At 70.1% G+C, this 11,439-nt stretch carries 11 protein-coding genes and 2 pseudogenes; 7 read left to right on the top strand and 6 right to left on the bottom strand.

Annotation, left to right across the window (positions count from 1 at the left end):
- Positions 1-44: 44 nt before the first annotated feature.
- The 4 genes and pseudogenes from AC2YHT_RS22020 to AC2YHT_RS22005 all read left to right on the top strand — a co-directional run.
- A pseudogene (locus AC2YHT_RS22020) lies at positions 45-176 on the top strand (hypothetical protein); the annotation flags it as partial.
- A 413-nt stretch (positions 177-589) separates the two neighbouring features.
- Positions 590-2,458, top strand: coding sequence for a ribonucleoside-diphosphate reductase subunit alpha (locus tag AC2YHT_RS22015; protein WP_487292008.1), 1,869 nt, complete (start codon positions 590-592; stop codon positions 2,456-2,458).
- 169 nt (positions 2,459-2,627) lie between these two features.
- Positions 2,628-3,602 (top strand): lipid A-modifier LpxR family protein, encoded by a 975-nt coding sequence (locus AC2YHT_RS22010; protein ID WP_487292007.1) that lies wholly within the window; start codon positions 2,628-2,630, stop codon positions 3,600-3,602.
- Between the two features lie 118 nt (positions 3,603-3,720).
- The gene (locus AC2YHT_RS22005) at positions 3,721-4,047 is read left to right on the top strand and encodes an FmdB family zinc ribbon protein (RefSeq protein WP_487292006.1); all 327 of its coding nucleotides are present in this window, start codon (positions 3,721-3,723) and stop codon (positions 4,045-4,047) included.
- Positions 4,048-4,067: 20 nt separating this feature from the next.
- Here the strand turns inward: AC2YHT_RS22005 and AC2YHT_RS22000 are convergent, their stop codons facing one another.
- Positions 4,068-4,553 (bottom strand): copper-binding protein, encoded by a 486-nt coding sequence (locus AC2YHT_RS22000; RefSeq protein ID WP_487292005.1) that lies wholly within the window; start codon positions 4,551-4,553, stop codon positions 4,068-4,070.
- Positions 4,554-4,722: 169 nt separating this feature from the next.
- On the opposite strand from AC2YHT_RS22000, the gene AC2YHT_RS21995 reads away from it, so the two are divergent.
- On the top strand, positions 4,723-4,884 hold the full coding sequence (locus AC2YHT_RS21995; protein ID WP_487292004.1) for a hypothetical protein: 162 nt from the start codon (positions 4,723-4,725) through the stop codon (positions 4,882-4,884).
- 34 nt (positions 4,885-4,918) lie between these two features.
- Here AC2YHT_RS21995 and AC2YHT_RS21990 read toward each other — a convergent pair whose 3' ends face one another.
- From AC2YHT_RS21990 to AC2YHT_RS21980, 3 genes are all read right to left on the bottom strand, one after another.
- Positions 4,919-6,193, bottom strand: coding sequence for a patatin-like phospholipase family protein (locus AC2YHT_RS21990; RefSeq protein WP_487292003.1), 1,275 nt, complete (start codon positions 6,191-6,193; stop codon positions 4,919-4,921).
- A gap of 5 nt (positions 6,194-6,198) precedes the next feature.
- Entirely contained in the window at positions 6,199-6,864 is a 666-nt protein-coding gene (trhA, locus tag AC2YHT_RS21985) for a PAQR family membrane homeostasis protein TrhA (RefSeq protein ID WP_487292002.1), read from the bottom strand.
- 86 nt (positions 6,865-6,950) lie between these two features.
- Entirely contained in the window at positions 6,951-7,718 is a 768-nt protein-coding gene (locus tag AC2YHT_RS21980) for a sulfite exporter TauE/SafE family protein (protein ID WP_487292001.1), read from the bottom strand.
- An 86-nt stretch (positions 7,719-7,804) separates the two neighbouring features.
- Between AC2YHT_RS21980 and AC2YHT_RS21975 the strand changes: the two are divergent.
- Positions 7,805-7,915 (top strand): annotated as a pseudogene (locus AC2YHT_RS21975) (hypothetical protein); the annotation flags it as partial.
- Between the two features lie 24 nt (positions 7,916-7,939).
- Here the strand turns inward: AC2YHT_RS21975 and AC2YHT_RS21970 are convergent.
- Both AC2YHT_RS21970 and AC2YHT_RS21965 read right to left on the bottom strand, forming a co-directional pair.
- The gene (locus AC2YHT_RS21970; RefSeq protein WP_487292000.1) at positions 7,940-8,974 is read right to left on the bottom strand and encodes an aldo/keto reductase; all 1,035 of its coding nucleotides are present in this window, start codon (positions 8,972-8,974) and stop codon (positions 7,940-7,942) included.
- Positions 8,975-9,113: 139 nt separating this feature from the next.
- The gene (locus AC2YHT_RS21965; RefSeq protein ID WP_487291999.1) at positions 9,114-10,280 is read right to left on the bottom strand and encodes an MFS transporter; all 1,167 of its coding nucleotides are present in this window, start codon (positions 10,278-10,280) and stop codon (positions 9,114-9,116) included.
- A gap of 99 nt (positions 10,281-10,379) precedes the next feature.
- Between AC2YHT_RS21965 and AC2YHT_RS21960 the strand changes: the two genes are divergently transcribed.
- Positions 10,380-11,321: a LysR family transcriptional regulator gene (locus AC2YHT_RS21960; RefSeq protein ID WP_487291998.1), complete on the top strand. Its 942-nt coding sequence runs from the start codon at positions 10,380-10,382 to the stop codon at positions 11,319-11,321.
- Positions 11,322-11,439 lie beyond the last annotated feature (118 nt).

The raw sequence follows: 11,439 nt of genomic DNA, 5'->3' as shown, positions 1-11,439 counted from the left end.
GCTCCGGGGCCTTTTGCTTTTGATCCTCCCCCGAGTAGCGAAGCGAAACGGGGGAGGGGGACCGCGAAGCGGTGGAGGGGGCGAGGCTGGGCTCGGCGCTCTGTCCCTCGCCCCCTCCGTCACGCCGCGTATCCGCGGCGCGCCACCTCCCCCGCTGCGCGAGGGAGGAGAGGGGCGACGGCTGCCGGCCCACTACGCTGCGCGGCTACATCCTTATCGAGGGTAGGGCTTTCCTGTGGATCCCGCCCCACATATCCCCGCTCTTTTTTGCTCCGAACCCTTCCGAAGAATCCGGAATCGTCGGTTGGCCGACCCCTCCGGTCGCGGAGCTTCGTTAACGCTGCTGCGGCGCTTCGCCGCGCCGAAAAATTCTCATGTGGGCAACCCCTTGATACGCACGGGGAACCTCTAGGCGTTCACAGCTTGTTAACGAAAAACTCGCCTCGGAAGCGTTCCGACCCGTTGACGAAGAGGCGGGGTCTGTGGCCCCATATATGGGCTCTGGGGGCGCAACGCCCACTATATCTAGCGGCTTCGCCGGAAGCGGACGGCTTCTCGCAAGCGCATGGTAAATGGACGGGTTCTGCACATGACCGCTGGTGAAGCGACCAAGATTCAAGCTGCCGCGCGCCCTGCGTCGGCCTTCAAGGAACGTCCGGCCCTGGCGCTGGTGCGCAAGGTCGAGGTCGACCGTTCGCGCGACGCCCTGCTGACCGATTTCGGCAAGACCACGCTGGAAGACCGCTATCTGCTGCCGGGCGAGTCCTACCAGGACATGTTCGCGCGCGTTTCGACGGCCTTCGCCGACGACGCCGACCACGCCCAGCGCGTCTACGACTATATGAGCCGCCTGTGGTTCATGCCGGCCACCCCGGTGCTCAGCAACGGCGGCGCCGACCGCGGCCTGCCGATCAGCTGCTTCCTCAACGCCGTCAACGACAGCCTCGACGGCATCCTGGGCGTCTGGAACGAGAACGTCTGGCTGGCGGCCAACGGCGGCGGCATCGGCACCTACTGGGGCGGCGTCCGTTCGATCGGCGAGAAGGTCAAGGGCCAGGGCCAGACCTCGGGCATCATCCCCTTCATCCGCGTGATGGACTCGCTGACCCTGGCGATCAGCCAAGGCTCGCTGCGCCGCGGCTCGGCCGCCGTCTATCTCGACATCCACCACCCGGAAATCGAAGAGTTCCTGGAAATCCGCAAGGCCTCGGGTGACTTCAACCGCAAGTCCCTGAACCTGCACCACGGCATCTCGATCACCGACGAGTTCATGCACGCCGTGCGTGACGGCCTGAAGTTCGGCCTGCGCTCGCCCAAGACCGGCGAAGTGCTGCGCGAAGTCGAGGCCCGCGGCCTGTGGCAGAAGATCCTGGATCTGCGCATGCAGACCGGCGAGCCCTACCTGATCTTCTCCGACACCGTGAACCGCGCCATGCCGTCGTTCCAGCGCGAGCTGGGCCTGAAGGTGCGCCAGTCGAACCTGTGCAGCGAGATCATGCTGCACACCGGCACCGACCACCTGGGCAAGGAGCGCACCGCGGTCTGCTGCCTGTCGAGCGTCAACGCCGAGACGTTCCTGGAGTGGCGCGACCACCCGACCTTCATCGAGGACGTCATGCGCTTCCTCGACAACGTCCTGCAGGACTTCATCGATCGCGCCCCGGACGCGGCCTCGACCGCCGCCTACGCCGCCATGCGCGAGCGCTCGGTGGGCCTCGGTTTGATGGGCTTCCACTCGTTCCTGCAAAGCCAGAACGTGCCGTTCGAAAGCGCCCTGGCCAAGAGCTGGAACATGCGGATGTTCAAGCACCTGCGCCGCGAGGCCGACAAGGCCTCGATCGCTCTCGGCGAAGAGAAGGGCCCGTGCCCGGACGCCGCCGATCGCGGCTCCAAGGAGCGCTTCTCGCACAAGCTGGCCATCGCCCCGACCGCCTCGATCTCGATCATCTGCGGCGGCACCAGCGCCGGCATCGAGCCGATCCCGGCCAACATCTACACCCACAAGACCCTGTCGGGCTCGTTCGCGGTGAAGAACCCCTACCTGGAGAAGCTGCTCGAGGAGAAGGGCCAGAACACCGACCTGGTGTGGGGCTCGATCCTGGAGAACGAAGGCTCGGTCCAGCACCTGGAGTTCCTGAGCCAGGACGAGAAGGACGTCTACAAGACCGCCTTCGAACTGGACCAGCGCTGGGTGGTCGAACTGGCCGCCGACCGCACGCCGGAAATCTGCCAGAGCCAGTCGGTGAACATCTTCCTGCCCGGCGACGTCGACAAGTGGGACCTGCACATGCTGCACTGGCAGGCCTGGGAGCGGGGCGTCAAAAGCCTCTACTACCTGCGCTCCAAGTCGGTTCAGCGCGCGGCCTACGCCGGCGCCGACGGCAAGGTCGAGGGCGGCTCGGAGGGCTTCGACGTCGCGGAAAAGACCGACTACGAAGAGTGCCTCGCCTGCCAGTAATAAAGGCTGGCTAAGCGACGATTCACCACAGCGGCGCGACATCTCGCGCCGCTGTTTTTCTATGCGGAACCAATACAGTCACTGACTGTTCACCGAACGCCGGGTTTTCCCGGTGGACGTATCCGAAATGCCGGATACGGTGGGCAGGATTGGGATTGGGGAATCCGCAATGCGTATCGTTTGCGTGACGATCGCGACGTGCTGCGGCGCCATGCTGGCGCTCGCGGGCGCGCAGGCTGACGCCGCTGTCCGCAAGGGCAAGCGGGCCAAGCCCGCGCCCGCCGCCGCGCCGTCGCTCAGCCCGACCCTTCAGAAACTGGATCTTGCGCGGCGGGCTCCGGCCCAGCCCTCGGCGGCGGCCTTCGTCGCGCGCCCCGTCGACACCCGCGCCACGGAGGCCGAGGGCGAGGCCTTCGCCATGTCGCCGGCGGGCCTCTACGGCGACGCCAACCTGCTGGACGCCGACCGCTATTACGACGAGCGCGGGCCGGTCAGCTGGCGCTCGAGCAGCGTCGTGGTCGGCGACAACGGCCATGCCGTGGACTCGGTGCGGGTCTCGGTGGCCAGCTCTTCGCGCCTGGCACAGAGCGCGCCGCTCAGCCTAGTGCGCCCGGGCGCGGCCAATTTCGACGCCGACACCGTCGACGTCAGCGTCTCGCGCGGCTGGCCGGCGGCGGCCAAGTTCGGGGCCGGCAAGCTGTCGGTCGACTTCACCCCGCACGCGGGCCTGGGCTTCGGTGGGGCCGGCGGCTCGGCCGAGCTCGGCGGCATGGTGCGCATCGGCAAGAGCAGCGGCAAGAGCGTCGAGGACCGCGTCATCGACGGCCTGGGCGTGCGCGACGGCCGCGAGACCTTCGGCGACCGCGGGCGCTGGTACCTGTTCGCCGGAGCCAGCGGCCAGCTGGTCGGCATGAACCTGCTGCGCGGCCAGGACGGCGACTGGAGCCGGGCCGGCATCACCGCCGACACCACCAGCAAGCTGATCGGCGACGCCCAGGCCGGGGTCGGCTGGCGGCGCGGGGCCATGCAGGCCTCGGTCGGCTACATCCGCCGCGAGATCAAGGCCAAGGACCAGATCATGGGCATGGCCACCCAGGAAGACTCGGTCGTGGCCCTGTCGTTCAGCCTCAAGCCGGAGTGGTGAGCGGGGCCTTCGATGCTCCCTTGGGCCCCCTTTGGACCCCCTCAGGCGTGCGAACCCTTGAGTTTCCGGCCGCGATCATGCAGCTAGCGACCATCCTTCCGTAAAGTCGTCGAGCGTCATGAGCGATAGCGAGCCTCCGCGCCGCAAAATCCTGAGCCTGAAGAGCGGTGTCGCCGCGCCTGGCGGTCCGCCGCCGCTCGAGCGCCTGCAGAAGACGGCCCGGGTGGTGACGCCCGAACCGGCCGCGCCTCCGCCGCCGCCGCAAGTCGGCGACTGGAAGTGCAAGCCCTGCGGCACCCGCTTCGACCCGTCGGCCGAGCTGACCGACGAGGATCACGTGCGCTGCCCGTCGTGCAACGCCCGCCTGGGCGTGGCCGCCGACTTCCGCGCTGATCCGCCCCGCGTCGAGAAGACCCGCGCGCGCTATCTCAAGAAGGCCGGCTGAAGAAAACCCCCTGCCGCGCGTCAGCGCGGAGGCGGCGGACGATCCGAGCCGTCGCCCGGAGGGGGACCGCCCGGCTTGCCGTCAGGTCCACCAGGGGGCGGACCGCCGGGACCCGGACCGCCTTCCGGCGGCGGGCCATCCGGCAGGAACGCCGAGATGCGGTGATTGCTGAGGGTGAAGCGCACCTTCTGGCCCACCGCCACCTCGCCCAGCATGCCCGGCTTGACCGTGGCGAAGGGCATGGTCCCCGCCGGCCAGTTCAGCGGCTCCGAGGCCGCATAGGCGATCGTCACCCGGTCGGCGGCCGCATCGAGCGACAGCACCACGCCGGTGATCACCACCTTGTCGAGATCCGTCTGCTTGGACCCGCCGCCGGGGCCGCCCGGTCCGCCGGGGCCGCCGCCTCCGGGAGGCGGACCGCCGCGACCGCCGCCGGGCGGCTGGGCGTGAGCCGCCGAGACGGCGAGCAGGGCGACGGCGAGGGCGGGAAGGATGAGCTTGCGCATGACCGGACGGGAACGTTGATGTCCGCGCCTGCCTAGCGGGCTTGTGCTGCGGGAAGACTGCGTTCGGTTTCCGGCCTGCAATGCAGGCGAGGGGCAGGCGAGGGGCAGGCGAGGGGCGGGCGAGGTGGAGGCCGTAGCGCCGAGGCGCGGCGGCGGCTAGGGTCGTCGGATGAGCAAGCCGCCTTCAGAGCCGGAACATCCCAAGCCCGTCGTCATCGCGATAGGCGTCAATGGGAAGGTGACCGCCACGGTGGACGGCGAACCCGTCGATCCCGATCAGCTCATGGCCGAACTGACCGCCGCGTTGCCACAAGCCGACAACGACGCCTAGGGTCGTATCGACCGTCAGGCTCGTTGCGCCGCCCTCAGGCCTCGGTCCCGGGATCCAGGCTGATCGCGCCGGGTTCGGGCTTGGGTCGGCCGCCGGGGCGGCGGAAGAGGCCGCGCCAGCCGGTGGGCTCCAGGGCCGGGCTGGTCCAGACCTTGTCGTCGGCCGCCAGGGTCTCTGCCTTGTCGTAGATCTTGCGCATGGTCACGGTGTCGAACCGCAGCATGTTGAAGCCGTCGAAGTCGCCTGGGATCGAGGCCACGCTGAGCGGCAGGTTGTGGCGGGTGCAGAAGCCCTCGGCGAGGCTCAAGGCTTGACGATATGAGAACCGCAGCATGGTCTCGAAGCTGCGGCCCATGATCGAGGCCACGCCCGGCGGGGTCGAGCGCACCGACGGGTCCAGCACCGTGTTGACGATGACGTAGACCCGGCCCCGGCGCACCCGCGAGCCGAGGTTGCGCCAGTGCAGCAGGGCGTCGGGCATCAGGAACAGCGGCGCGGCGACGCCGCCGTCGACATGCATCTCCTGACGCCGCTCGCCGTCGCACTCGACGTCGAACAGCTTGGGCGGGAAGAGGCCGGGCACCGAGGCCGAGGCCACCAGGATCTCGCGGAACAGCTTCACGGCTTCCGGGCCGCCGCGCGTGGCGATGGCCCCCATGTCCCAGATCGTGGCCCGCTGGTTGTCGAGATTGGTGGTGGCGATCAGCAGGCGCCGGCCCTTGGCGTGCTCGACGGCGACGGCCTCGATCAGGGTCTCGTCGACGAAGGGCTCGACCAGGGCGTCCAGGCTCTCGCCCTTGAAGATGCTGGGGCCGAGCGCGGGAGCCAGCCGCCGCAGGCTGAGCAGCTCGGCCGCGTGGCCGCCCAGATAGGCGTCGGTCAGGCGGTCGTCCCAGGCCGGGCCGAGAAAGGCCAGAGGGGCGATCAGGGCCCCGGTCGAGACGCCGGTGACGATGGCGAAGTGCGGCCGCCGGCCGGCCTTGGACAGGCCCGTCAGCACGCCCGCGCCATAGGCGCCGCCGGCCGCCCCGCCCGACAGGGCCAGGATGTTGAACTCGTCCATGCCGATCAGCGAGCGCACCGGCGCCAGGCGGTCGGCGGCGGCCTTCAGCGCGTCCTCGGCCTGCTCGATCGACAGGCGCACGCCCGGAAAGCCGACGGCCTCGGCGTGGGCGCTCGCCAGCGGCGCCGGCAGGCGCTTGCCGCGCAGGGGATCGGGGCCGCGCCAGTCGCGCAGCAGGCTCTGGATGGTGATCCGGGTCTCGGTTCCGGTCGGCTCGTTCCCGTGCGGTGCTCCGTCGCGGGCCATGCGGATCAGGCCCGGGCGCCGGCCAGGACGACTCCGACCAGGACGGCCGCGTAGTGCAGGCCCGCGCCGCCGATCACGTGGCCGTGCCAGATGGCGCGGCGGAACTTCAGCCGGCGCATCAGGTAGAACACCGTGCCGGTGGAATAGACGATGCCGCCGATGGCCAGCAGCAGCAGGGCCACCCACGACAGGCCCTCGATCATCGGCTTGATGGCCACCAGCACCAGCCAGCCCATCGCCATGTAGAGGCCGACCCAGAAGCGCTTGTCGAGGCCCGGCAGGAACAGCTTGGCCAGCACGCCGAGGCCAGCGATGCCCCAGACGGCGGCGGTCATGCCGATGGCCCACCAGCCGGTCAGGTTCTGGGTGGTGAAGGGGGTGTAGGAGGCGGCGATCATGATGAAGATGCCGGCGTGGTCGAAGCGGCGCAGCAGCGGCTGCCAGCGCGCCTTGGAGAAGTTGTAGGCGGTCGACAGCGACAGCATGGTCACCATGCCCACCGTATAGACCCCGATGGCCGCCATCTGGCTCAGCGAGCCCAGGCCGAAGGCCAGGCCCAGCAGGATGCCGCCGCCCAGCAGGGCGCAGGCGAGGCCCGCCAGGTGCACGATCAGGTCGGCCAGCTTCGCGCCGGACGTGGGATAGTGCTTGGTGAAGTCTGAGATCGTCATGGCCCGCCCAGCCTAGTCGAATTGGGTGACGTATAAACGCCGATCATCATGGCGCCGAAAGGGCATATCGCAAGCGCGACCGTTCATCACATCAGCCCCATCAATCCGTCCCAGGCCAGCTTGGTTCCGACCAGGATCAGCAGGACGTAGATCACCTTGTAGAAGCCCTCGGCCGGAACGCGCCGCACCAGCCAGACGCCGGCCCAGGTCGATGCCAGGGCCAGGGGCGTCAGCACGGCCACGGCGGTCAGCACGCTGGGCGTGAACTGGCCGAGCGCCAGATAGGCCGGCATCTTCATCCAGTTGACGATGGCGAAGAAGATGGCGCTGGTGCCGACGAAGACGTCACGCGGCAGGCGGCGCGGCAGGACGTAGATCTGGAACGGCGGGCCGCCGGCGTGGGAGATCTGGCTGGTGAAGCCCGAGGCCATGCCGCACAGCGCGCCCAGCCACGGCCGGCCGGGCGTGGCCTCGATCGCGGCGGCGGCTTTGACCGCCCGCTCGGCCCACAGGCGCTGGGCGGCGAACAGCACCGACACCAGCCCGACCGCCAGCTCCACGGCCGACGACGACACCAGCGCCGCCAGGGCCCAGCCCAGGAAGATGCCGACCGCGGCCGGCGGGACCATCAGGATCAGCAGGCCCTTGTCCCAGGTCTTGCGATAGGACCAGACGCCGACGACGTCCTGAAGGATCAAGAGCGGCAGCAGGATCGCCGCGGCCTTCACCGGCCCGACCGCAAGGGCCAGCAGGGGCGTGGCCACCACCCCGATCCCCGCGAACCCGCCCTTGGCCAGCCCCACCAGGATCACGGCGGGAACGGCGACGGCGTAGAAGAAGGGATCGGTGAGCATGGCCGGGGCTTAGCAGGCGGCGGCCGGACGGGCCATGGGGGGTGGGTGATGACTTGAGGCTCAAACATCAATGCCCCCTTGGTCGTCATCCCGGCCGCAGCGAAGCGGAGAGCCGGGACCCAGGGGCGACCGCAGTGCGCCGGCCCCTGGGTCCCGGGTCTGCGGCGCTGCGCGCCTTCGCCCGGGATGACGAGTAAAATACGTAGCGGCGTTCCGGCTCCCTACACCAGCGGCGGGTTCACCTGCCGGAAGCCGCCTTCGCGCCAGTAGGGGTAGTAGGGATAGGCCGGGGTGACCGCGCTGGCGGCGTCCAGCGCCGCGACCTGTTCGGGGCTCAGGCTCCAGCCGACGGCGCCGAGGTTCTGGCGCAGCTGCTCCTCGGTGCGGGCGCCGATGATCACGCTGGAGACCGTGGGGCGGCGCAGCAGCCAGTTGATGGCGATCTGCGGCACGGTCTTGCCGGTCTCGGCGGCGATCGCGTCCAGGGCGTCGACGATGCGGTAGAGGCGCTCGTCGTCGACCGGAGGGCCGGCGTCGGCGGTCTGGTGCAGGCGGCTGGTCTGGGGCAGCGGCTGACCGCGGCGGATCTTGCCCGTCAGACGGCCCCAGCCCAGCGGGCTCCAGACCACGGCCCCGACGCCCTGGTCGGCGGCCAGCGGCATCAGCTCCCACTCGTAGTCGCGGCCGGCCAGCGAGTAATAGGCCTGGTGGGCCACATAGCGCGGCCAGCCGTGGCGGTCGGCGGCGGCCAGCGATTTCATGAGCTCCCAGCCGGCGAAGTTGGAGGCGCCGACATAGAGCACCTTGCCGGCGCTCACGAGGTCGTCGAGGGCCGACAGGGTCTCCTCCACCGGGGTCGTCCCGTCGAAGGCGTGCAGTTGCAAGAGGTCGATGCGGTCGGTCTTCAGCCGCTTCAGCGCCGCCTCGACCCCGCGCACCAGCCGCAGGCGCGAGGCCCCGGCGTCCAGCGGCCCTTCGCCCATCGGCAGGCCGAGCTTGGTCGAGATCAGCGCCTCGTCGCGGCGGCCGGCCAGGGCTTCGCCGAGGATCTCCTCGGAGGCGCCGTTGGAATAGACGTCGGCGGTGTCGAACAGGGTGACGCCGGCCTCCAGGCAGATGTCGATCAGCCGCCGGGCCTCCTCGACGCGGGTGTCGCCCCAGGCGCTGAACAGCGGCCCCTGGCCGCCGAACGTACCCGCGCCGAAGCTGAGGGCGGGGACCTTGAGGCCGGACCGGCCGAGCGTGCGGTATTCCATGGGAAGTCTCCTGAGGAAGACGGGGGAAGGGATCCCGGCCGGTCGGCGATAGCGCTCCCGCAGGAGCGGTTCTTGCTCGATCCGACTTTCGGCTTTGGGGCTAACTCCTCCCCCGTTTCACGGGGGAGGAGATTGGGCGCTACGCCGCCGCCAGTTTCTCGCGGCGCTCCAGGCCAAGGCTCAGCGCGGCCAGGACCAGGGCGCCCAGCGGCACCAGGGCGGCGATCGGGGCGATGGCGGCGAGGCCCGCGCCGTGGGCGATCACCGCGCCGCCCAGGGCCGCGCCGATGGCGTTGCCGAGGTTGAAGGCGGCGATGTTGAGGCTGGAAGCCAGGCCCTGGCCCGCGCCGCCGGCCTGGCTGAGCACCCGCATCTGCAGCGGCGCGACGGTGGCGAAGGCGGCCGCGCCCAGCAGGAAGGCGGCCAGCACGGCGCCGACCTTGTCGTGGAAGGCCCAGCCCGAGGCCAGCATGACCACGGTCAGGACGGCGATGCTCCCGGCCAGGGCCGCGTTGAGGTTCCTGTCGGCCCAGCGGCCGCCCAGCAGATTGCCGGCCACCAGGCCCGCGCCGAACACCAGCAGGATCGGCGACACCGCTGCCTCCGAGAAGCCGGCCAGCTGCGTGAGGATCGGCTGGATGTAGGTGAACACCGCGAACACCCCGCCAAAGCCCAGCACGGTCATGACCAGGCCCAGCTGAACCTGCGGACGGGCCAGAACGGCGAACTCTTCCTTCAGGGGCGCGGGCTCGGCGGCCTTGTCGCCCTTGGGGACCAGCAGGGCCAGGATCACCAGCGCCAGGGCGCCGATGGCGGCCACCGCCCAGAAGGTCGAGCGCCAGCCGAAGGCCAGGCCCAGCCACGCCCCGAACGGCACGCCCAGCAGGGTGGCCAGGGTCAGGCCGGTGAACATGATGGCGATGGCCGAGGCCTTGCGCTCGGGCGCCACGAGCGAGACGGCGACCAGCGAGCCGACGCCGAAGAAGGTGCCGTGCGCCAGGGCCGTAACGATCCGCGCCCCCATCAGGAGAGCGAAGTTCGGCGCCAGGGCGGCGGCCAGGTTGCCCAGGGTGAAGATGGCCATCAGGGCCAGCAGCGTGGTCTTGGGCGGCAGGCGGCGCGTGGCCAGGGTCAGGATCGGCGCGCCGACGAAGACGCCCAGGGCGTAGCCCGTGGTCAGCCAGCCGGCCGTGGGGATCGAGACGCCGAGGTCGGCCGAAACCTGCAACAGCAGGCCCATGATGACGAACTCGGTGACGCCGATGCCGAAGGCGCCGACGGTCAAGGCATAGAGGGCGAGGGGCATGACGGCCGGCTCCGGTGAATGTGCGGACCGTCAGATAGCGTTGGCGTGTTCGATGAATTAGATTGCCGGAAGGATCATCACTTGTGAATTGAAGGCGCGATGGCGCGACAGGAAATCAATCGCACCGCCGAGATGGAGGTCTTCGTCCGGGTGGTGGAGCAGGGCGGCTTCTCGGCCGCGGCGCGCTCGCTCCGGATGACGCCGTCGGCGGTCAGCAAGCTGGTGGCCCGGCTGGAGGCGCGGCTGGGCGCGCGGCTCGTCAACCGCTCGACCCGCAAGTTGATCCTGACCGCCGAGGGCCAGACCTTTCACGAGCACTCGCTGCGGGTGCTGGCCGACCTCGACGAGGCTGAGCGCGCCGTGGCCGCCAGCGCCGCCCCGCGCGGCCGGGTGCGGGTCAATTCCAGCGTGCCGTTCGGCCAGCACTACCTGCTGCCCCTGGCCCCGAGGTTCCTGGCCGCCCACCCCGACATCCAGCTCGACATCACCGTCACCGACCAGGTGATCGACCTGATGGACGAGCGGGCCGACGTGGCGATCCGCGTGGGGCCTATGCGGGCCTCGCAGTTGATGGCCCGCAAGATCGCCCAGAGCCGCATGGTGCTGGTCGCCTCGCCGGCCTATCTGGCGGGCGCCGAGACGCCCGCCCATCCCGACGATCTGCCCCGCCACGAGCTGATCACCTTCAACTTCGCCCGCCACTGCGACTCCTGGCCGTTCCTGATCGACGGCGAAGGGGTCTTCCGCCCGGTCCACGGCCGCGCCGAGGTCGGCGACGGCGAGAGCGCCCGCGTGCTGGCCCTGGCCGGCCAGGGGATCGCGCGGCTGTCGGTGCTGCACGTCGGTCCCGACATCGCCGCCGGGCGGCTGGTCCCGGTGCTGGAAACCTTCAATCCCGGCGACATCGAACTGATCCACGCCGTCTATGTCGGCCACGGCGGCCAGCTGCCGGCCCGGGTGCGAGCCTTCATCGACTGGCTGGCGGGCGAGGTGACCGTGGGCAAGGGCGAACCGGCGGCGCTGGCGCAGTTCGCCACTTGATCCCTCTCTCTTAGAGAGAGGGCGGGGCCCGCCGCGAAGCGGTGGGAGGGTGAGTGGTTACACCTTTAGCCGGCGTGCCGGCACTGCGCCCGCAACAGCGCCAAGATCGTCCAGGGGC

The organism is Caulobacter sp. SRI_008 (assembly GCF_057586355.1).
This window is presented reverse-complemented; position numbering and strand designations above follow the sequence as displayed.